A 21,805-nucleotide genomic window follows, 5' to 3' on the forward strand; every position below is an offset into this window, starting at 1 on the left:
TCCGCTGCAGCCTCACCAATTTGGTTGTTGGTGCCTGCCTGCTGGTAATCCAACGGCTGCCTGATGTTGTCCGCAAGCCGCGAGACTATCCCCCGAATACCAGCTCCGGTATGATCGCTTCCCAGACATCCCGGTGTAGGAGCGCCCGATACTCTTCCTGGCTGTCGGACTTGCGCCAGCGCACAACGGCGCCGACCTCGCCGCGCAGGAAGCTGAGGCGCTCGGGTGGTGACCAGCTTTTGGCCATGCGCCCGAGGACTTGTCCCTGAGCATCATGTATTGTCCAAGTGGTGCCTTCGCTTATGATATGAAGGGGATCTCCTACTTTCGCCGCCGATATTGAGGCAATTGAAGGATGGCCCGTCCTTAGACGCCCCGCCCATGAAAGGTCCACGTTCTTGAGGTTCGGCACTTGGTATACCGCAGTCGGAAGCGCAGAATCTGTGACGCCTGGCGCGGTTCGGCGCAGCACATGCTTTGCGCCCTGCGTGATGAATGGGTGGTTCCCTTGAGCGATGACGGCGAGGCTGCGTCGCGCTCGGGTCATGGCGACATAGAACAGGCGGCGCGGCGCGTCGATGTCCTCGCCTTGCGAAGGCCTGTCCCACCCGCCATTCAGGATTACGACATGATCGAACTCCAGACCTTTGGACCGATGCGCCGTCAGAAGTAGCAGCGCGCGCTGATCGCTGCGAGCGTCATTGGCCCATTCGGCGAACCACTCTATAAGGTCCGGCACGGGCATGGTCTTGCTCGCAAGCTCTTTCGCTAGCGCGGCGATGCCTTCGGCGATCAGGTCCGTCCAGCGGTTGGATGGAACTGCGTTCAGCACATCGACCAGATCGCGGACGGCCAACATGCGGGCAGGATCGCGCCGCAGGAACTCGATGAACTGCTGCATCTCGCGCAGTCGCCAGATGCTAGGCAGGCTCTCGTTTGCCATCTCCACCGGAATGCCGAGCGCTTCGGCGCAAGCCCGAACCGGAGCTAGTCGCCGCCAGTCGCGCGCGATGATCGCGGCCCGGGCCCAGTTCCACTCCGGATCAAGACGCGAGAGCCGGATGAGTTCATCCACTGCGGCCATTGCCTGCGCCACATCGCCGGATGGACAGTCCAGCACCTGCACCCGCCCTTGGGCCACCGGATCGAGTGCCGCCATCTCGCCACCGGGCGGCGTCTTGCTGCGTTTGCGATCGATGGCAATGTCGTGAACGGATTTCATGCGGTCAGCGGCTGGCGCAATGATTGCGTTGGCCGCCGCGATGATATGTCGGGTCGAACGGTAGTTCTCGATCAGGAACTCCGGTCGTGCACTGTAGTCGGCCTCGAACTGGCGGATGAAGCGGATGGACGCCCCGGCGAAGGCGTAGATGTTCTGATCGTCATCGCCCACCGCAAAGAGGCTGAGTTGAACCTCCTTGTCGTCCAGTGAACGGCCTGCAACGGAAGTGATCAGTGCGTATTCCTCTGGGCCGATATCCTGGTACTCGTCCACCAGAATCCAGCGATAACCCTGGATCAGCGTTTCGCGTTGCGCTTCTGCCTCTAGCTTGCTTAGGCCTTCGCCGTTCAGCTGGCGCACAGCTTCCATGATGACTCCGTCAAAGTCGTGCGACTCGCTCGCCGCGCCAGCAAAGCTGGCACCGACCAGTCGCATAGCGAGGGCGTGGCAAGTGGAAATGGTCACCGCATTTGCATCATCACCGACCAGATGCCGCAGCCGGATGCGGATCTCAGCGGCGGCATGGCGGTTGTAGGTCAGCACGAGGATGCCGCGCGGATCCTCGCGGCGGACACGGATCAGGTAGCCGATGCGGTGCACTAGCACGCGCGTCTTGCCCGAACCCGGACCGGCCAGGACCAACACGCTGGTCTGTTCACGATGATCAGAGACGATCTTCTGTTGCACTGGATTGTCCAGTGACTCGACGATGGCCTGCCAAGAGGCGCCGGTCGTCTGTCGCCGGAGCTCGATGCCCTTTCCCGGCATCCAGCGGCGCAGGAAGGTGTCGCGCTCCAGTACGAAGTAGTCCTCGGAAAGTCGCAGCGCCTGATCCATCGCGGCAAGGCCCTTTTCGGCATAGGCCGCCATCACATGGGTCTGGATGGTCTGCTCGGCGTAGTGTTCCTCGAGGGGTTCAAAATCCTTGACGGTAAACTGACCGCCCGACGGGTTCAGATGAACTGTCATCGCTTGCCGGAACACCGTCAGGCCCTTACCCAGCGTCACCACCTCCTGCTCGTGCAGCCACAAAAGGGCGCGGTCCATCAGCTTCGTCATGTCCTGAATATTGCTACTACGGAGCACGGCGTCTCCGGTCAGGGTGGCGAGCAAATCGCCCATCGTGGTTTCGACCTGGATGTCTTTGCCGCGGCTGCCCTTGGGTAGCTTGCCCAGCAGGTGCGTTAGTAACAGTTCGGCGCCTTGCCGCCGCAGGCTTGCCGTCTGTTCCAATGCCTGCCAGGACCGTTGCAGCGTCACCATCAATGTGTTCCGCGAGGCCTTCCGTAGCCGCAGGTTGCCCCTGCCGCCGTCCTGATCGCGCCCGTCGCGGCCCATGCCGCGCAACAGCTTTTCCAAGATGTCGGGGCGCGCTGCACTGTGCCCGTGACTGCGGAGCGCCTGACAGGTTTCGGCCAGATGAAGGGGAATGCCCCCGGCACCTTCGGCATCAGGGGCGACCTCGCGCATCAGGGCGATCAGCGCGGTTTCAAGCTGTGCGGCCTGCGCCAGCCGGTGCTGCGAATGCCCCTCAACGGCGACATGGACAAAGACAGTGACCGCCACATCGTTGCGGGCGACCCCGAGCGTCTCGAGATCGGCCATGGCCTTGATCAGCATGCCGCCCGTCAATCCGCTGACCCCGGCCAGCTCATCGGTGGAAATGCCCTGATCGGAGGGCGCGTTCATCAGGTGCCGGGTGATATCCAGAAGCTGTTTGCGACGGGTACCGGTGATCGCCGCCCTGGCCAGGATCGCCTCGACTTCTTTCAGGTTGCGGATCCTTAGTGATGAGGGGAAGACCTGAACCCGGTTCTCCTCGCGGCTCAGAAGCGTTGCCTCTTCCAGCCAGGACACCGCGGTTTTCACCCTTGTGTCGTCGGTGGCGCTGTCGCGCTCGAACTCCTGATCGCGTTCGGCTCGCACGACTTCGCCCGAGGTTGCGACCACCGTGCCGGTCTTCTTCATCCGGTTGTCCAACCGCCGGAGAGCCTTGAGGATTGCGCCGATTTCGTGCCGGGCAAGCCGCGAGCGGGCCGAGAGCGAGAACTGGCGCTCGACATCCTCGGAGGCGAAGAGCAGGACGCAATTGGCATGCGCGCGATCGCGGCCGGCCCGGCCGGCTTCCTGAAGGTAATTCTCCAATGAGCCGGGAATATCGCCATGGACCACCAGCCGGATATCGGGTTTGTCGATTCCCATCCCGAACGCGTTGGTCGCTGCGATGATCCGCAGTTCGCCGATGCGGAAGCGTTCCTGAATGTCGCGCTTTTCCTCGGGCGTCAGACCGGCATGGAACCGTTCCGCCGTGAGACCCTGCTGTTTGAGGAAATCGGCAACGCGTTGCGTCTCGCTGCGGGTGGCACAGTAGACCACCGCACCAGAAGCCCCGTCTTGTGGCAGCTTGGCCTCGATCACATCGAGGATGTCGGCCAGCTTGGTGCCGCGCTGCGTCGGCCGAACCTCGAAGCTGAGATTAGTGCGCACCGCGCCGCCATCCAGTAACACCAGTTCGCGGTTCAGACGTGACTGGAAGTGGCCCCGGATGTCGCGCACCACTTCGGGTTTGGCGGTGGCAGTCAAGAGGAGCACCGGGGCGGGCGCTTCATCGCCCGAGGACTCCTTGATGAAGCGACTGACATATCGGTAGTCGGGGCGGAAATCGTGGCCCCATTTCGACACACAATGCGCCTCATCCAGCACCCACAGCCCGATCTCACGCTGTGCCAGAACCGACCGTACCGAGTTGCTGCGCAATTGCTCGGGCGATATCAGAAGCATCGCCGTCTCTCCCATGCGCACTCGGTCCAGCGCGTCCTGCCGCTCGGGCATCGAGAGCATTCCATTCACCGTGACGGCCGAGGAAATTCCTGCCCGCGCCATGCCCTGCACCTGATCGGCCATCAGCGCGACCAGCGGCGAGATCACCACGGTCAGCGCACCGGTCTTGTCGAACTTCGAGAGGGCGGGGATTTGATAGCAGACCGATTTGCCGGTGCCGGTCGGGAGAATGCCAAGTATGCTCGCCCCACCCATAGCCTCATCGACGATCCGCTCCTGCAAAGGGCGACCCATGTCGTCCACCGGCTGCGCGCGAAAAGCGTCAAACCCGAACCAGCGCGACAACGCGCGGACTGGATCGTTTCTCTCGCCGCACCAGGCGCAACCCGGGATTTTACAATTGCTGTCGCGCAGATGCCGTACGATGAGCGCAGCCTCTGGGAATTGCGCCCGCACCCAGGGCGGCATGACAGAGTCCCCGCCCGCGACCAAAATCCAGGACAAAGCATAGGCCATGGGCCATCCGAGGTGCGGGCTTGAGAGGCGGTTGAGCGTCTGCTCTATCCGCCTCTCGCAGGCCCGCCCTGCTAGCAGCCGGGAAATCGCCTCTCTCGCCGTAGAAGAACCGGGCGCAGGAGATCCCCGAACTTCGTGGAACACTGCGTCGAAACCGCCCGAGTTTTCCATTCTGGTGGTAAGGAAATGAAAGGCTGCCGCGGCATCGGGCTGGGCCGCGTTCTGATGCGTCAAAGCCGCAAGTTGATTTCGCAGTACCTGAAACACCAGTCGCGCATCCATTTCCGGATCGTTGACGTGGCCCGCTTGCAGGCGCCCGTCGTGATAGTGCTTGACCAGGTAGTGGTAGGGATTGCGCGGAAACGCGAGCGGATTGAGCCATAAGGTGTCAATCGGCGATTGAAAGATATTCGCAAGCCCAGGTCGCACCGCGACCAGATGAGGTAAGTCGTGCCGAATTATGTTGTGACCGAGCACATGCGCGGCGTCACCTGATTCTGCTTCCAGACGATCAAGGCCCGCCACGAGATCGCGTTTCTTTGCCAGGATCGGGGATCGAGCATTATCGCGCACCGCCGCAAAAGCGATGATGGTAGCGGTGGCAGGATCCACTTCCAGATCGACGGAAATGCAACATTGCAGGAAAGGTTGGAAAGGCTCAGTCATACTGCAACGATGTTGTTACACATAAAATGATCAGGGATCATGGTCGCGGCCTCGACGAAAAGGGTCAACGTTCAACTTAGGCCACAAGACCGTTGCCAGAGAACCACCCATGCAGCCCAATTCTATAACGCGACACTTACGCGCGGAAATTTTTGACAGCTTCTGATTATTTGTCACAGCAGTAATGGTGCACTGAGTTCATCGCGCAGCGGCTACCACTCGAGAAACAACAACTGCGCAAATTCCGCAACTGGCGCCTAAGGCCACGGCGCTTCGATCGCAAGAGGTGCCGCGACGGGCTGAAGACGCGCGCTCACGTGAGGAATCGCTCGCTTGCAGCAGAGCCGACGTCGCGAAATTCCCTCGAGACGTCCATCAGTGTGAAATGGGTATTTTACACTGAGGGAACCAAACGGCTGGGTTCACAGCCCCACCCTCACCGCCATCAGCCATTGCATAAAATGGCGTCTTCTATTTTCAACATAACCGCCAACATAAACTTGTAGGAAGCAGGGCTTTGTCCCAAGTGTAGCGGGAACAGCCTTTCCGAGCTTGGATTTCCGAGGACCCTCTTCCTGCAGATTCCACTTTCGTAGGCGTCTCGGATCCAAGGCAGGAACACTGGCTCCCCTCAATCAACAAGCTTGTATGAAGCCAACGGGTACGTCCATCCGTCCGACATCGCTCCGAGGACGGCGCCGATGATGGCGTGCGGCAGCGTGTCCGATTGGTATTTGTGCACGGCCTCTCCGGCTGGCGAAAACAAGGCAACCCTGTAGTCGGTGCCCCATTCCCCATCGACTTCGGTTATGGTCATGTGGAGATGTGAGAGGAAGATGCTACTCTTGAATTGAATGGCATCTTCGATGGTCGTCGTATAATTGGGGATTGGATCGAGTCTCGGGTGCTCCACAAAACTACCGTCGTCGGAGGTATACCCGTAAGATCCTACGACGAACTCGATCCTTCCGTTCTCATCTTCGCAATCAACCTCCATGGTCGAGGTCTCGCTAGCCCAGTCTTCGAAGGGCATGTCCTCGAAGACGAAGATATCCGGGTTGCGCCGGAGTTGTTCTTCCCGCTCCATCAAGTCGGACTTGGTGCGCATGGCTTTGCGCACCGTTCGCGCGTCAACGAGCCGGAATAGGTCGACATCGAACTCGCGGATTGAGCAGTCGGCCCCCAGGCGCGGGAGGCGATCGAGTAAGGTTGCTATTGTTGATCTGGCAATAGTGCGCATTCTAGTGTCCATGGTGTTCTCCGCCTCTTAACTGTAAGAACTCGCAAGCGACCTCAATTCAGGCTTTCCAGCGAGTTTTTTGCACTCTGTGTGCCTGGTTTCCCCAATTTTCGATCCCCGCTTTAGGTTGGACTAACAAGAGCATGGCAACTGCATCATTCGCCAATTGGAACATCCAACGGCAACCACCTAATAAACCTCAAGCGCGCATGATGATCGAGCGCATTGCGGCGCTTTCTCCCGACGTCGTATGTCTCACAGAGGCATTTGAGGGCTCGACCAAGGACCTTGGAGGATTCGAAATCTCCGTTAGAGGCGTACTTTGGTCCCAAGAATTGGCCCTTGAGCGAAAAGTCGTTTTGTGGAGCCGAGAGCCATGGGTGGACGCCGATCTCTCAGGAAATGAGGCGGTGCAAAGCGGCGGTTTCGTTTCTGCTGTCACCACAACCGCACTGGGAGAAGTCCGCGTGGTTGGCGTCTGCGTTCCCTATCATCTCGCTTCGCCTGTGGACGTGGCGTCAAAGTGTCCCGCATGGTCGCAGCAAATCAAATATCTGATGGGTCTCAAATCAAAAATTTCCTCAAGACCCCAAACCATGCCGATGATCTTGATGGGTGATTTCAACCAATACGTTCCGCGCATTTGGGGATCCAAAGCCGCCAGTTCGGCACTTATAGAAGCCATCTGTGATCTGTCGATATGTACGAGCGGCCAGGTAAAAGAATTGAACCGTCCAACGATCGACCACATCGCTTTAAGCCCAGAACTTTTTGCAACTTCAGTCATCGGTGTCGATGAGCATGATGAGACCGGCAAGAAACTAAGTGATCACTTCGGCGTTTGCGCGCATGTGCAGATTCGGCCGCAGATTGCTGTCTTATGAGGGGAAAGGTCGTGTGTAGCGAGTGAGCGGGACGTCGGTGCTCGGCGCTTTGCGGTGTGGTTTGACTTTCGCCGGCAACCCATTTCGCGCCAACATCTCCCTAGGGCGATCAAATGCGGCTGTCGCGTACCTCGTTCCTTGCCACATGAAGCGCGTCAGCCACTCGCTCCAACTCTGAAAATTTGAAGTAACGACGGCCCGCTCCTGCGTGACAGACAACGTGTGGCTCGGTGCTGGAGCGAGGATCCGCATTTGCGCCGCATAGCCCGTGCGCAAGGCAGTTTCGGACATCGATAAGAGGCTGGATGTCTATACGGACCCGCTGGTAAGCTTCTGGTTCAACTTCGCGCCAGTGGATCCACAATGAACCCTCAGACAACCGGCGATCTGGATCGATCGCCTTGATACGCGCGCGGACTTCTTCTTCCAGCCATCCCCAATGCAGCAGCACATATGCGACTGCGGCCATCAGATCGCGCATGTTCGGTTGAGGAGCCGGACCGTCAACCATATTTTTCGCTCGACGCGTATTGTCCCGCTGGCGAGAGGCCGCGAATTGGTACGGCAGCCAGAATTTTACCGACCTGGCATGGGGGCTTCGTCACAGCGCGATTTCCTTCATAGCTTTCCGCAATATGACATCCATTGCCTCCCCCAACCCAGTTCTCAAGCAGTCTGGTTAGTCAACGCCCGAGTAGCTTATCATCCGACCGTCCTGGTCGAGATCGATGAACGCTCGCTTTCCACGTCGGCCAACAGCCATGAAGACAAGGCGGTCCGGGTGGGCCTCCAGAAAGCGCAATGATTGGCCACCAGCATCATAGTGAGTGATGTCGTCCCCATCGGTTTCCTGAAAGCCGTTTTCCTTCAGGAATCGCTCGTTGAATTTGGCAACGGCAATCGCCTTCAGTCGTCTCGGCCGCTGAAAAACCCCAACCAAGACACCGATCCCGGCGATGATCGCGGTCACCACGAACCCGCCGAGCACCGCAAGAGGAAGGGGACTGTCGGCATTGCCATCGTTGACCAAAACGAGGACCCCGAACAACAAGAGAGCGGCGGCACAAAAGCCCACCACGATCAAAATGAGACTTCCAAGAACGGTCAGGAAGATCGTTCCAAATATCCCTCGATCATGTCCTCGGACGAGACCCCGTCCGCCGACGAACGGGCAAAAAACTGTTGCCAAAACGAGCGCGATCAATTCGACGTTCTTCTTAGTTTTATTGTAGATGTCCCTGCCGAACGCGAAACCGAAACCGGCGACGGCTGTCCCGCCAATCCCCGCCGCTACCAACGCCAGTCTTGAACGTCCATTCAAATTCATGTGCTAGCCCCCCTTGCCTTTAACTAAGCTGAATGAAGTCCGCATCAAAGAAAACACGAACCACAAGGCGCCAGCGAACCAACCTATCGCCGCAATCAAAACCGATACGACCAAATAAACCAGTTCCCCAAGCCTGATCGCGCCTTTGCCTAGCATTTTCAGGACTGCAGAGGTTTTCTCACCCATACGCTTTGCTAACGATCGGAACCGGGATAGGTCCTCGGCGTCGTCGGCATATTCCAGCGCTCGAAATGTCGCCTTTATTCCTCCGCTCGACGCTATTCCGGTTGCAGAACTCGCCAGTAAACCGACCTCCTCTACCACCTCTTTGCGAACCGCGCCGCTGAAGGCCTCTTTTGCAGCCTTGATGTCGACAGGTATCATTTCGGAGATCAGTTTTCTGAATCCTGAGAAGTCGCCCTTCGCGACGCGATGCCAATCGATCTCGCTGAATGCCGCGCGAGCGGCCGCTACCGTAGGAGTTTTGAATGAGGGTAGTGAGGTCCGGGAAAGTCCTCGTTTCAAGCCTTCAACGTCAACCAGACGAGCGGATATGGCTCCGAGGCGCGTGCGCAGCGCTTTCGACAGCTTCCCGGCCTTATTGGCGTTTTTAAAAAGGGAGAACCCGATATCGATCGGTCCGGAACCTGGGACATTCGTCGCTAGTCCGACCAGGGAAAGACCAAGCGTGAGCTTGTCGTAGTCTTCTCTACGGATAAGATGGTTGCCTTGAATAACTGCATCGCGGATATCGCCGACACCGAAGTAATCGGCCGCCAACACCCCTCCGATAGAGGCTGGAGTCGTCACTTGTCCGGTAATCGCGCCTTCCAGGAAATCCTTGCTGTTTCGCAGTCCGAATTCAAAATGGCTTTCGTGTGCCCGGTCCACCAGATCCGGCGGCAATTGGATCCCATTGTCCTGGGCGAGCTTCACAAGGCTGTTAGCCTCGGAGACATCCCCCTCTTCCAGCGCTTGTTCGATGGATACCTCATAGTCGTTAGTGGAAAGACGACTCAGGCGATATTGTGAGATCGCGAACGGATCCCAAAAATCAATGGCCAGCTCCAGGGCGGCAAATTGGTTCGAGGATAAGAAGGCAACAAGTGTTGCAGTCAGCACTGCCCCACTGATTGCCTGTCGACCCAGACGGATCATACGGAACATTCACTTCGCACCTGCGCCAGAGTATCTTTTCAAACATCTCAACATTCCCGTCGCGAAAGGCGTGGACGAACCCCCTCAGTGTAAAACTGGAAATATCCACTGAACGGCCGGTATCTCGCCCTAGTTTGTGGCGCCCTTTGAAAGCTTCTTCGTCTTCGGAACCCGCCCGCCGGCTCCGACCACTAGGTATACCTTCCAATTTTTCGGCGTGTCGACATTAGTGAGCTCGGCCTCCACTTGGTCCTGCGTCAGATAGTTTCCGGTCATGTAGATCAGGCCGACGAAAAACGAATAGCCGCTGTTCGCATAGCCCTTCATGTCCTCGTAGAGACCGCCAACTGACAATGCCGCCTTCGCCTTGTCGTCAACGAACTTGATCTCGATTGCGGTGCCAACCGAGTCAATCCCAAAGTCAGGAAAATAGATTTTCGTCTGCCTAGGGACTGGGGCTTCGCGAACTACATCGGGAAAGGCCAGACGGAGAATCGGCAGCAGATGATCCTGAACATCCTTCTCCCGTTTAGGATGGTTGCCGGTCCCTTCGATGAAGTGCGGTAATTGTCGTAGCATCCTTACCAGGACGCGCCGCTGCTCTCGTACCTCCGAAGGAGTTTCAACCAGCGGAACAACCAAGTCGAGGCGAGAACTGAGCAGATCCACGACCTCGTTGTAAGGACCTAAGTATTCGTCATAATAGCTGACCTGCCCGAGCCTGTCAGCGACGGCTTCGAATTCCGCTTCGAGCGCCTTCAGCAATTCATCCAGGTCTAGCAATTCAAACACGATTCTGATAGCAGCACGCGCGCGGATTGTGTTTGCCTTCAATATCTCGGATGCGTCCTCAAGGTATTGATCACGCTGATAGTCCTGGAGGTACTCGTCCGCCTCCGCGTACGCATTGATCTGCAAACGACATTCCTGAAGCCGGGATTGAGCGGCAGCGAGGGCCTTCATGACGAGCGGCAGTTTGGTTTCCATGGAAAAAGCCGATCCGGGATCGAAGTTGCACAACGTCGCGGCGCGTTCTCCGCTGCAGCGACAAATCTGGTCCAAGGATAGGGAACATTGGCGCGACGTATACGCTAGCATGCGTGGCCAAGTAGCACAGCCGAGGCGTTCCAGAGAGACTTTTTCACGTCTCGGATGAGCTCCTAGTGTGCTGTTTCTAGACCTCCTTAGTGTGAAAACTGGGCTTTACACTGAGAGACTCCTCAGTCCTGACCGACGGAAGGATTGCCCTCTTCAGGGTGTCGGTTGCCAAACCATCTTCATGTCCCCCCGAAGTACCGCGCTTACAAGCCAGATTCTTCTCCCCCATGTGTTGAGTCAAAGAAACGCCGACAGTAGTGGTAGGCCAGCCGATCTTGATAACTTAATATGTTGTCTTGGACCGTCACGATTTCGCAGGCTTCAGTCCCGCCGTTAGCTGGTCCCCTCAACCCACGCCCCACCATTTGCATGTATCTCACCGGGCTGAACACGGGGCGCGAGATCAGAATCATGTCGGCCTTCGGAGCGTCAAAACCCGTCGTGAGCACACTGTGGTTGCACATTACGCGCAACTCTTCGGAACGAAACCGCCGGACAAAGTGCTGCCGCGCGAGGCGGTCTGTTTCGCCGCTGACCGCAGCGGCTGGGCAACCGGCGAGATGGAGGCGTGCGGCAATGTATTGCGCGTGCGCCACCGAGTTCGCGAAAAGCAAGATCGATTTGGCCGGATTCTTCAAAACCGCGTCGATGATGAGCTGATTCCGCTCCGGGTCGATGCCGATCCGCTTGATCAAATCTTCCGGCAATTCGCCATACTGCTCGAAGTGGCGGACGTCGGTTTCAGAAAGCGGGATCGGCTTTCCATAGTCGATCGGAGCATATCTTAGTTTGGCGAGCACTCCACGCTCGCGGAGTTTGCCGTAGAGCGTTGCCTGTTCTCGCGGAAACCAGCGCTGGTCGAAGCGCGCCGCGAGCCTGGCCGACTCGTCGTCATCATGGCCCCGCCACGGCGTGGCGCTGAGGCCGATAACCGGCGGTTCCGTAGTTCGGGCGATCTCGCCGCCGGTTTGAACGTCTAGCCATCGAAGGAGCTTGCTGTAGCTGGGAGCAATCGCATGATGACATTCGTCGATCACCACCACGCCCGGTTCGGCCAGCCAGTCCAGTCCGGAAAAATCAAATCGAGCGTTCAGCGTTTGAATGCTCGCGATGACCACCACCGCCTCATCGGCTTCCGGAGGCGACGGATTCGTCTGTCCTCCCCAGAGACGGACAATGCGGAGATCCTCGCCGCGCGTGCCAACGTTCACCCAAAGCTGGCGAAAGCATTGCACTGCCTGTTCACACAGTTCGTCGGTCTGAGCGATCCACAATGCCGTGCGACGGCCGTCGCTATTCAGAATTAGCCGGACGATTGCCTCGGCGGCGACACGCGTTTTGCCACCGCCGGTGGGAAGGCTGATCACAGCCCGGCGACGGCCCTTGCTCGAATTAAAAAGCGTACGCACGCCCTCCAGGATCTCATCTTGGAAGTCGTGGAGTAGAGGCAGTTCCAGCGGCCCGCTCACGGTTAATTCAGCGTCGCGCTTGCCTCTGTTGCTAGCCGCGAACTCTGCTGGGAAGCCGGTCTCGATCACAAACAGGCGGGCAGGTTCGCCACCCCAACGGGGCGGTGGGTTGAGCCCTTCTGCAGTAAGAACTTCCTGCAGGCGTGAAAGGATTGTCGGACCGTGGACCGCTAAAGCCAGATCGGCGAGTTGAATAGGGGTCAGCTTGAGCCCCCCCACGGCCTGGAGCGCGGCGTTCGGCAGGATCGACCGAAGGGCCAGAGCGGAATTGCCGACGGCCTCGAGCAGTCGTTCAGGGACGGTAGCGGCGCCTCGGACGCGCCTGCGCGCCGCCGTCGTCCGTCTGTCCACCAGCAAGGCCAAGAGTCTTTCGGCGTCACCTTCAATCAGTTCCGCGCCTTGGAGCAGGCGCAGAATCGCGTCGAAACGTTCCTGCCAGCCAAGGTCTGTAAAGCGATTGCGATCGATGAGGATCAAGCCAGAGGCATCGCGGGCCACAATAGACTCGACCTTGCGATGCGCGGCGATCTCCATCAAACTCTTAACCCACACAGCATAAACGCCGCCAAGCCTGGATTTCCCGAGGATAGCAGTTTGCAATTCCGGGAACATATCGAGTATCGGGATTGGGACACCCTCTTGCTCCGAGAAGGTCACGGCGACGCTGTCTTTGAGCATCGCCGCGCCAGCCTTGGTCCAAAGTGCCGTCGCCTTTGACGACAGAAGAACGACTCTGCCGTCTTCTTCGGTTCGGATGTGAGTAGGGTCGTCTGTGACGAATGTATCGGCGAGCGCGCGCGGGCCAGCTGCGGTGGGAACTCGGTCGGGCACAAAGCCGTCTTTCGCGGCCATTTCCCATACGGAGAGAAATCTGTCGAAGCCCGTCAAAGCGCTTACCAATCGCTTGGAAACGCGCCGCCACAACTCAAGCCTTTCGGGCTCGGACAATATGCCGGTATCCCACTTAATAGAGGACGCGAGATCGGTCGGCACCGCCATCATTTCTCGGAAATCGACGACAGCGGAAAATTCGGGAAACCCAGCATCGGCAAGGACTATCGCCAGGTCTTTGTCTATCGACTTAAGCGGAAGAACGTAGTCCTCCAAAGTGACGCGGCCATATCGGTTCAACAGGAAAAGCGCGGGGTGCGGGGCGGTAAACCTGTCGTACTTGTCGCGCGTCAGGTGCCCGTAAACGAGAGGTTCATACGGCTCCTTGTGTGCAGAGATGCTTCCGATCAGATCAAGAGTTTGCTTTGCGGCCAATAATGGCGGCAGCGATGGAAGGAGGCGCCAACCGACCGGCATGGCAATACGGTTTCGTTCAAGGATGCCGAGCTTCGCCCGCTGAGGCCCACTTGGCATCTTCCTCCAACCTACGTTTTCGACGAGGTCGAGGTAAGGTTCAAGATGTGGCCAGTTAAGTCCTCCGGGTTCACCCAATTCGTCTGCTGAGGATGGCGGGAAAATGTCCAACCAGCCTTCTGGCAAATGCGTTCTGTGCCCTCCATGAAAATCCAGATCCAGCAACAAATGCGGATCGAGGCCATGCGCATTCGCCGGTTGCAAAGCGATCAAGTCATCGCGCTTAGACCAGCCGCCCCCGTAGTTGCGGAAGAAGAACTCCGTAGCCGACCTTTCGTCGAAAAATGCACGACAGTGTCGCTCCGGCGCGCGAGCGACATTGGACCAGAAATTCGCCCAGCCGCTGTCGCAGTCGGCCGCAGACAGTGAAGCCCCTAGCAACCTTTCCCAAGAGTCCTCTTTCATCTCCAGAATTTCGAAGACAGACGTCAGGACCGTCCGGACGTCTTTGTATTGTAGAAGTTCCGGCAAGACATTCTGATAGCCTGCGGGCGCGCTGTCTGCGGGGCAGATGATTGCTTTATTGGCTGCAACTAGACGGCCACCAGTCGCGGGAATGATGGCAGCAGACCTAATTTCATACGAGTGGAGGGGCAGCCTGGCGACTAGATCGCCGACGAAAGAGAGCAAGCGACGGCCGCGCTCCACGTCAGCGGATGCGAGGGCTTCGAGCCATTTCTGCTTCGAGGCCGCGGCGAGCGGGTTCAATCCGCCTGTCGCCTTTTTCGCGACTTCGGCTGCAAACGTATTGAGCAACGAAGCCCGGTGGCTGTTTGCTTGGCAGCTTTGATGGACGAACAGGCCGCGCGCGTCCTGATCAGCCAGTTCAGTCCATGCTGCGAGCGCTTTCCCGTCATCGAATGGATGGCGTTGCAAGTCTCTGGCGCTTCGCAGTCGACCGTTCGCATCCGGGATGATGTCTCTGTCGACCACCAATCGCCACAGCGCATTGACCAGAGAGGCCGCTATTTCGTCCTGGCGGTCAAGCTTGCGCGGCAACGCGCTTACGGGCGCACCGGGATCATCGGCCGTCGAAAGCGCCGGCATGCTGTCGGCGATCAACCGAGCGGCTTCGGCCATGAGCATTGTGTTCCACTCACCGCGAACCAGATTGGTGCGATCGCTGTTCAGCTTCCAGGGCGCATTCAAAATTCCTGAAGTCAGCGTGGCCGTTTCGGTGGGAAAGAACGCCCAGAACCGTCCTGCTCGCGGAATCGGTGAAAGTGGAACCGCCCACGCCAAAGGCACCTCGTCGCGCGCTTGGATGTGGGTGGCGTCCTCGCGGGCTTCTGGATCGCTGATCGCGGCGGTAGTTTCGAACAACTTCCAGTGGGCCTCGCTGCTGCCATCGGTTACGACCACGTTCTCGCCATCGACGGTTCGGGTTATTTCGCGCGTGGCGCCCCCTTCGACATCAAGTGTAAGACGAATGTTCGCCGGGAGAAACAGCACGAACTCGGACGGGAATTTCACGAATTCCTCCGCCAGCCGATGGAATGTCGCGGCTTCTGAGATCGCGGCCGATACGACTGTTGTCGCCCACTCAAGACCTTTTGGATTCGGCTCTTCGATTACCTCTGCAAGCCTCATGCCTGGGGCGCGAGCCTTAGGATCAAGGCCAAGATGACTTCTGATGCGGGCGCGGCACGCCTCTGGGTCGAAGCGCAGGCCGATCGACCGGCTGACAAGATCGACGCGACCGCCGAGCTTCAGAAGTGATTTGAAGCCGATGCCGAAGCGACCGATTTGCCCGCCGCGTTTCGACGAGCTCCGGGCGTTGAGTAGAGCGACAATTCCGTCCCGGTCCAGAGGCGCGCCCGTGTTGGCGGCGACAAGCGCATTGGGCCTGACCTCGACATGAATGCGACCGGCGCCTTCGCCGCCTTCCAAAATCGCGTCAGCGGCGTTCTGGACGAGCTCGAACAATTGGCGGTAAGCGTAGCCGCCAGATAATACGTCATTTTCGGTCTCATAGTGTTCGACAGCGTCTCTGGGCTGAGCCGAGTAAGCGCGCAGCCGAGCCTCACACTCATCGGTAACAAACTTCGCCAGCGAACGAAACGGTTCCCCGCTCCCCGCCGTTGAAACCGTTGTACTCAAAGCGTTCATTTGTCCCCCTTGCCGACCGACCGTCACTCGGAATGCCGACTACGCAGTAAATTTAGCGATGACTCCAGCAGCCTCCTTGCTAAGGTGTGGGCCTTCCTCGGTGGTAAGAAGCTGGCCGGGAAACCATCGTTCGTACCAAGCGCTCTTACGTTTCCATTCTTCGGCATAGTCGGAGAGGTCCAGGCGACCCAGGTGCTCCCAGAAAAACGTTTGTCCGCGCCAAGTGACAGTAAAATCGGGAAGCCTGACCGTCCCGTCACCAGCAAAAAGTGGTTGTTCGTACCGGGAGGGAATCTTCCGCTCATTCAGTAGGTTCGCGATGATTACCTCGGATTTCGAGCGAAGCATGTCGCCGCTCAAGGCCTCATGGATCTTACCGGCCTCGTACCACCCGCGTCGATCAATGAGCGCGGTCTTCACTACATGCGGCGTAAAGAGGGAGGAGTTAATCTGCGGGGTTTGAGCGTTTTCCCGACGCCGCGCATCCAGCAGGCTGTTGACGTCACGCTCGATCAACAGGGTGCAATGGCGGCTGGCGCGTGTCAGAGCCGTGTAGACCAATTCTGCTGACACCGGGCGTTTTCCGCTGGAGGGTATGATGACGAAAGTGTGTGCGAACTCGCTTCCCTGTGCTTTGTGAATCGACACAGCGTAGGCCAGTTCCAGGTTTTCCTCCACGCTCTCGCTGCGCTTGTATTTGCCGCCATGTGGCACGTCTTTCCCGTAACCGACGGTAATTCCAGGCTTTCGCGTGAACTGCACGGCAAAGCGCTTTAGCCTGGGTCCGAAACCGGACTTGAGCGTGTTCCAGATTTTGTTGTCGAAGCCAAACGCGCGAACAACACCGATCTCGCCGTTGAAGACTTCGACTTTGACGTTTTCGCGCTTGGCGGAATCATAGGCCCAGATCGGATTGGACTTTGGTCGGTTACGAAACTGGATGACCTTATCGAACATCGTGATACCGTCGATCGCGCCGATCTTGGCGATCACGGCGTCGGCAATCCGCTTCTGGCACGCTTCGTTCAGCGCCTCGACACCGTGCATCTCGCCACGGTGCGGCGTGAGAATCTGGTAAGCGGTCGGATCGCCCTCGAGCGCTTCCCGCCAGATCTGGTAGGGCAACCGCCCATTCGAGCCAGCTGCACCACTCATCTTCGCTTCAACCGCATCGATCAAAGTCGAGGCAAGCTTTATTGGATCATCCCAAAAGATGACGTCCAGATCGCGATCGACCGCGCCGCCAGCGTGTATCTTCTCGATCAGCACCTCCTGGTCTGGTCGCGTCGGCAAATCCGCGCGGCCATCGGCCTTGTCCTCGTCGTCGACGACAAAAAGCTCCGACAGCGCGATGATTGCGCTTCCTTTTCCCTCGACCTTGTTCAGAAGCTGACGCAGATTGCGCTTCAGCCGCCCGAGATTATCCGGATAGTGCGAAGCCAGCCACTGGATCACATCCGCGAAAATCCTGCCGCGGCCGATGGGTGGAAGTTGTCCTGCGTCACCGACGAGAATCAAGCGGCGGACCTGTTGCCAGTCAACCGCTCGGAATAGAGCCGCGGCAAGCTCCAGATCGAGCATCGAGGCCTCGTCGAGGATGAGAGTTCCGACAGAAGCGCGCTTTCCACCACTGCGTTTGAACGTAAGGTTATCGTTTAGCCAACCATTAGAGGCTAGAAATGAATGCACTGTCACCGTGTTTACGCCGCTCAGGGACGCTTTCTCGAAAACCTCCCTTGCCCTATCCGCCGCTTTACCAGTAGGCGCCAGTACGAGTATATTTGCGCCTTCGCCTTCCGAGCGCCTTACGGCTCGGGCAAGCGCTTCTATCACCGTTGTCTTTCCCGTGCCTGCGGGGCCGGTGACGACTGCGAGCGGACAGCGAAAGAGGCGTTGGCAAAGTTCCGCCTGCTCGCTCACAGCATTCCGATAATCCTGGCCCCCCTTCGTCGCGAGAATCGTTTCATCCTTGCGAACCCACGCCAACCAATCGGCTTCCGTGACCGGACGACGCAAATCGATGTGAGGTCGGGATGCCAAGTCACCGAGAGTAGTAGCGACGCGACGTTCGTCCTCGTGGACAGACTTCAGATAGACTGCCTGAGCCCGTTCGATGGTGTCGAGCGTCAAGGCGCCGGATAGGAACTCCGCATCGACTTCAAAGTATCGTTCACTAAATTGGGCTTGCTTCCACCCCGGAAGGCGCCCCATGCGCTGGGCGATCTCGATTATGAGATCTTTAGCGAAACGGAACGTGTGTTTTGGTTCCGACCGCAGATGCTCCACGCAAAGCGCACGAAACCGGCGTTCGTCGTTGAAATCCATTCCGGCTAGCGGCTGGCCGCCCACCTCGGGGGAAGGCAAAACGCCCCGGTCGATTACACTCCAGGCGATGCCGCTGCCATCACTTGCATCGCAATACATCTCCGACAGCAGATAGGGATTGGCGACAATCTCATCGGCTGAGACCGGCAGGCCAGCCGCTGAGCGGTCGTCGGAACAGATGGATTTCATGTTTGCCGCAGTAAGGTCGAAGCGCGGAAGCACGTCACGAAGGAGTTTGCGCGCCCCGTCGGGAAGTAACTTCCAGTTGCGAGAAATACGTCTCCGCTCAGTCTCGTCCAGAAGAGCAACCAGGCTGGTCCCGTGACCCGTTTCGATGGTTTCAAACGCCGCAGCATGAGCGATGTCGTGCCCGTCTCGGGTGCAGAGAGCCTTCACTCCATCGATGAGAGCCCCGGCGCCCGCGGCCTCCAACGCCCTCAGCAGCCCAGGATACAGACCGCGATGCGTCCAAAGCTCCGCAATGGCCTTCAGCAGCCAGTTTTCGCGGACGCTCCAGTCCTCGCTGTTGTCGCCGAGTTGCTTCAGGAAGCGCACCTTGGCCAGGAATTGCTCGAGCAAACCAATCGCTTCATCATCAGATACGTGCTTGGATCCGTATTTGCAGATGAACGGATTCTCGGGAAAGACCGCGATTTCGGCCAGAAGCTCGAGATCGTTGAGATATCTATGGTAGGGAAGCCGGACACCTTCCTCCGGATATGCGGACGTGACATCACGAGCCCATACCATTCCTCCGGCGTACTTCGTCGCGGTCTCCGGCTTGACGTTGGTGTAGATCAGCTCCTCGCCGACCTTGCGGATGCGGGAAACGCCGATCAGGACGTAGCGAGGCGCTTCATCTTCGGAAAGGGGATTGGAGTAATTTGCGTAGTAGAAGATGAGATTGCTTCCGCAATCTTCCGCAATCGGCTTCAGAAACTTCAGAGTCAGTTCGCGGCGCTTGTCATTGTCGAGGAACCCGGATGCCCTGACCTCGTCGCTATACATTGCCTCGTATGGCCATATGCTCACCGTTGCTGGCGATAGCGTCCATTCCCGGCGTTCCGCCCCGCCGAAGAAAAAGTCAGGCGGATTGGAAGCTGCGGGGGCCTCCCCTAGTCCAAACGCGTTGTAGCTATAGCAGCACGGGGGAACGTAGCCTTCGATGGTATTCGCTTGTTCGCCCTTATGCAGTTGCTCTATTTCGAGGAGGCGCTCACGGGCGATTACGTCGCCGGGAAAGGATTTGCATCCGACGCAATAGGTGTTGAGCTCCGGCTCCTTGCAAATCGTGCCGTTCCAGCCGTCATTGTGCCAAGCGAGCCTGGCGGTTACATGTATTGGCACTGCTTCCCCCTATTTGCTTTCAGCCAGATTTTGGCCGACCTCCCGAGGCGAGCGGCGCCGCTTTCACACTGGCGCCGCCGTCTCGTGTCACATTGACGCTCGGATGAACGCCTCGGCCCCATCCAACGCGTTTCTCGCCTTCGTAAGCGCGGCGATCAGAACGGCGGTTTGCCTGCCCGACAGATAGGGTCCTTGTGGTGGAAGGAGCTGGGTGGGCGCCGGTTCGACATGCGGAAACGTTCGTCCGGATGCTACTTCGCCGATCCTCCCACCATTGACGCCAAACCAGGCGGCTATGTCATGCTGGCGGTCGCCTCGGGCGATCATTCCTTTCACAATGGCGACATCGTCGTCGGTGAGGGAGATGCCACTTGGTTGCGCACGTTGACCCATCGCACCCTCCTCACGCCGCCTGTGCCTGCTCGCGGAGAAATGCCTTCTCGAACTCACTGAAGGCAATCTTGTAGGAGGTCTCGTTCTTGCCGACTTTTTGCGGATCATAGCCGGACATTTCAAGAACGAGCTTGTAGGCCCCGGCGATCTCGTCCAGATGGCGGTCGATGAATTTTGTCGGGTCTGTCGCCCACTCGACCTTTCCGTCCTTGGATCGCAAGAGTGCCTTAAGGCCATACACTAGCGGCATAATCATCCCGTCGGGGTAGCGATACTTGACCGGCTGTTCGGTGAAATGCGTTTCCGGCTGGCTTCGCATGTATTTGCCGCTTTTGTCGGCTTTCTTGGCCAGATCGAAAATGCGGACGATCTTCATTCGTCCAAAATCACCCCAACGGTTGTAGGCCTTTGGGAACTCCGCGTAGATCTTATCATAGAGTACTGGCAGGTCGCCGAGGATCGTAATGGCACTCCCAACAGCGGTGTTATGAAGTTCGTGAATGGGGCCGCCCTGTGGTCTTGACACACTGTCGTCGTCCATCAGGTCATCGAACAATTTCGCGCACTCGCCCTTGTTGCGATAGATGTTCTGAGGCAGCGGCGCTTTGACCTTGGCAGGTAATTCGACCATTGAGAGCGGTATCCAAGCGAGCGCAATGATATCGCGCACTTTCACATCCCCGCCGGCCATATTCTTCTTCCACTCGATGCGACCTGCCACCGACGCCGGCAACGATTTTTTGATCTCCTCGTAGAAACCCTTCTGATTAGCCTTCGTTTCGAGCGTAAGCTCTGCGTTGTTGTTTCGCGCCGCACAGATTTCAAGCAACGACGAGGTGAATTCGGCAATCACACCTTCGTCGTCGATTGCTGCTGGCACCAGAATCTCGACCGGGACCAGGAAGTCCAACTCCTCACGAATGTCGCCGATCGCCGCGCGGTTTGCTGTCCATGCGATCTTGAAATCGTCCCAGAGCTTGATCTTCCTCAATGCTTTCTCGTCATCCAGAACGCGCGACAAAATGTACGTACCAATCGCCAACATGTTGTGGCCGCCATCGAGGATGCCTTCAATCGCAGTAGAGTTGAACAGTAGCTGATACCGGTTGCGCTGCAGCGGCTCGTATTCCGCCGATCCTATTAGGATACCTTTCGTTTTGAAGGGAAAGATATCTGGGTCATCCTCGATACTTTGGATGATTGCCTGCGTGATGGCTCCGGCTTTTGCGGAACGCGGATTGGCGTCGAGGTCGGCGGCATCGAATAGGCCGAGCATGTTTTTAGCGCGCACGAAGCCTACCAGCCGCCTAACCGGCCCATGGACCTGTTCCGCAACGTCTTCGAATTTCAGAATGATCTTATCGGGGTTCATTTCGGTATCTCCACGTGTTGGAGAGACCAATTCCAGGTGCAGGATCACGTCGAGTGACGGCACGCGAGAAGATCCCAATTCGGGACTTTCTTCTTCGAGTATCGTCGCCATCCGGCGACACCACAAACCAGAACCGTTCTCAGGTTCATCTTTCAGCTCCCTTTTCGGAGAGCAGCTTCCGTGTGACACGGAACGCATCCACGAGTCAATGGGAAGGAAGAATTGCCCCCACAAAACTTGGCGTTACTTCTATTTTGCTTGATGGTCCCGCAGACACCCCCGTGATCTTGGGGGCCACGACCAATCGACCAATCGCTGCCTGCGGTCGCGACTGCCACAAGCTGTGACCAGTTTCCGCCGTGACATTGGTAACATTGCGCGCAACGCCGGTTCGTCACGTCGAGGTATCCTTCGAGCGTCTGTTTCGACATGCCGCCGGTTCTCACGGCATAGGAGCGCTTTATAGAGGTCGGCTCCGAGCCAGTCCTCGAGCACCTTGTAGGCGCGATCGTTGTTGCGTGAGCCGTGGTGGG

Annotated in this window: 11 protein-coding genes; 1 reads left to right on the plus strand and 10 read right to left on the minus strand. The window is 58.1% G+C overall.

The features are described from left to right. Nucleotides 1-85 precede the first annotated feature (85 nt). Together ACYG9Y_RS13265 and ACYG9Y_RS13270 are read right to left on the minus strand one after the other, a co-directional pair. A complete protein-coding gene (locus ACYG9Y_RS13265) occupies nt 86-5,185 on the minus strand; it encodes a RecQ family ATP-dependent DNA helicase (RefSeq protein WP_023739418.1) in 5,100 nt (1,699 codons plus the stop codon). A 631-nt stretch (nt 5,186-5,816) separates the two neighbouring features. Continuing rightward, the gene (locus ACYG9Y_RS13270; protein ID WP_156929817.1) at nt 5,817-6,425 is read right to left on the minus strand and encodes a hypothetical protein; all 609 of its coding nucleotides are present in this window, start codon (nt 6,423-6,425) and stop codon (nt 5,817-5,819) included. Nucleotides 6,426-6,568: 143 nt separating this feature from the next. On the opposite strand from ACYG9Y_RS13270, the gene ACYG9Y_RS13275 reads away from it, so the two are divergent. Continuing rightward, entirely contained in the window at nt 6,569-7,309 is a 741-nt protein-coding gene (locus ACYG9Y_RS13275; RefSeq protein ID WP_460223128.1) for an endonuclease/exonuclease/phosphatase family protein, read from the plus strand. Between the two features lie 109 nt (nt 7,310-7,418). On the opposite strand, the gene ACYG9Y_RS13280 is transcribed toward ACYG9Y_RS13275, so the two are convergent. The 8 genes from ACYG9Y_RS13280 to ACYG9Y_RS13315 all read right to left on the minus strand — a co-directional run bounded on the left by ACYG9Y_RS13280 (nt 7,419) and on the right by ACYG9Y_RS13315 (nt 21,383). Beyond that, nucleotides 7,419-7,820, minus strand: coding sequence for a hypothetical protein (locus ACYG9Y_RS13280; protein ID WP_156929818.1), 402 nt, complete (start codon nt 7,818-7,820; stop codon nt 7,419-7,421). A 168-nt stretch (nt 7,821-7,988) separates the two neighbouring features. After that, complete coding sequence (locus ACYG9Y_RS13285; protein WP_156929819.1) at nt 7,989-8,636, minus strand: hypothetical protein; 648 nt, start codon at nt 8,634-8,636, stop codon at nt 7,989-7,991. Nucleotides 8,637-8,639: 3 nt separating this feature from the next. Then, on the minus strand, nt 8,640-9,803 hold the full coding sequence (locus ACYG9Y_RS13290) for a hypothetical protein (protein WP_023739422.1): 1,164 nt from the start codon (nt 9,801-9,803) through the stop codon (nt 8,640-8,642). A 120-nt stretch (nt 9,804-9,923) separates the two neighbouring features. Next, nucleotides 9,924-10,781, minus strand: coding sequence for a PD-(D/E)XK nuclease domain-containing protein (locus ACYG9Y_RS13295; RefSeq protein ID WP_460223129.1), 858 nt, complete (start codon nt 10,779-10,781; stop codon nt 9,924-9,926). 314 nt (nt 10,782-11,095) lie between these two features. Further along, the gene (locus tag ACYG9Y_RS13300; RefSeq protein WP_023739424.1) at nt 11,096-15,835 is read right to left on the minus strand and encodes a DEAD/DEAH box helicase family protein; all 4,740 of its coding nucleotides are present in this window, start codon (nt 15,833-15,835) and stop codon (nt 11,096-11,098) included. A gap of 39 nt (nt 15,836-15,874) precedes the next feature. Then, entirely contained in the window at nt 15,875-19,507 is a 3,633-nt protein-coding gene (locus tag ACYG9Y_RS13305; protein ID WP_023739425.1) for an ATP-dependent DNA helicase, read from the minus strand. An 87-nt stretch (nt 19,508-19,594) separates the two neighbouring features. Next, nucleotides 19,595-19,900, minus strand: a complete 306-nt coding sequence (locus ACYG9Y_RS13310) for a hypothetical protein (protein ID WP_023739426.1) — start codon at nt 19,898-19,900, stop codon at nt 19,595-19,597. A 10-nt stretch (nt 19,901-19,910) separates the two neighbouring features. Then, complete coding sequence (locus ACYG9Y_RS13315) at nt 19,911-21,383, minus strand: hypothetical protein (protein ID WP_460223130.1); 1,473 nt, start codon at nt 21,381-21,383, stop codon at nt 19,911-19,913. Nucleotides 21,384-21,805: the final 422 nt, after the last annotated feature.

It is taken from the genome of Mesorhizobium sp. W050 (assembly GCF_054719535.1).

Bases quoted from the DNA above. Each gene is read 5' to 3' on its own strand.
- ACYG9Y_RS13290 (WP_023739422.1), bottom strand. From the start codon at position 9,803: ATGTTCCGTATGATCCGTCTGGGTCGACAGGCAATCAGTGGGGCAGTG.
- ACYG9Y_RS13275 (WP_460223128.1), top strand. From the start codon at position 6,569: ATGGCAACTGCATCATTCGCCAATTGGAACATCCAACGGCAACCACCT.
- ACYG9Y_RS13270 (WP_156929817.1), bottom strand. From the start codon at position 6,425: ATGCGCACTATTGCCAGATCAACAATAGCAACCTTACTCGATCGCCTC.
- ACYG9Y_RS13280 (WP_156929818.1), bottom strand. From the start codon at position 7,820: ATGGTTGACGGTCCGGCTCCTCAACCGAACATGCGCGATCTGATGGCC.
- ACYG9Y_RS13310 (WP_023739426.1), bottom strand. From the start codon at position 19,900: ATGGGTCAACGTGCGCAACCAAGTGGCATCTCCCTCACCGACGACGAT.
- ACYG9Y_RS13265 (WP_023739418.1), bottom strand. From the start codon at position 5,185: ATGACTGAGCCTTTCCAACCTTTCCTGCAATGTTGCATTTCCGTCGAT.
- ACYG9Y_RS13300 (WP_023739424.1), bottom strand. From the start codon at position 15,835: ATGAACGCTTTGAGTACAACGGTTTCAACGGCGGGGAGCGGGGAACCG.
- ACYG9Y_RS13315 (WP_460223130.1), bottom strand. From the start codon at position 21,383: ATGGCGACGATACTCGAAGAAGAAAGTCCCGAATTGGGATCTTCTCGC.
- ACYG9Y_RS13295 (WP_460223129.1), bottom strand. From the start codon at position 10,781: ATGGAAACCAAACTGCCGCTCGTCATGAAGGCCCTCGCTGCCGCTCAA.
- ACYG9Y_RS13285 (WP_156929819.1), bottom strand. From the start codon at position 8,636: ATGAATTTGAATGGACGTTCAAGACTGGCGTTGGTAGCGGCGGGGATT.